The sequence below is a fragment of the Pseudolactococcus chungangensis CAU 28 = DSM 22330 genome (genome assembly GCF_002441885.1).
GTDB lineage: Bacteria > Bacillota > Bacilli > Lactobacillales > Streptococcaceae > Pseudolactococcus > Pseudolactococcus chungangensis.
The window spans coordinates 1-465 of the sequence record NZ_JXJT01000076.1; the positions used below are offsets into that span (position 1 = coordinate 1).

The following is a 465-nucleotide window of genomic DNA, read 5'->3' on the forward strand; positions in this document are numbered from 1 at the left end:
GATGGTCCTGCTCAATTAAATTATTGAGATACTTAACTGTCCGATGTTCTGTCTTGGTATATAAACCGTTAATCTGTAGCTTTCTGAATGCAGAGCTAATCGATGGTGCTTTATCGGTTACAATCACTCTAGGTTGTCCAAATTGTTTATGGAGCCGTTTTAAGAAAGCATAAGCCGCCTGAGTATCCCGTTTCTTTCGTAACCAAATGTCTAAAGTTAATCCATCAGAATCAATTGCACGATAGAGATAATGCCAACGTCCTTTAATTTTGATATAGGTTTCATCCATTTTCCACGAATAGAAGGACTGTCTATTTTTCTTCTTCCAAAGATGATAGAGGACTTTACTGTAATCTTGAACCCAGCGATAAATCGTAGTGTGACAAACATTTATTCCACGATCATACAGTAGTTCTTGAACTTCACGATAGCTCAGATTGTAACGCAGGTAGTAACCAACAGCGA

Annotated in this window: 1 protein-coding gene; it reads right to left on the minus strand. The window is 37.8% G+C overall.

Annotated elements, in window-relative coordinates:
* Nucleotides 1-465, minus strand: a 465-nt coding sequence (locus tag RR45_RS10960; protein WP_096823198.1) for an IS6 family transposase, incomplete at both ends; no start/stop codon positions are given.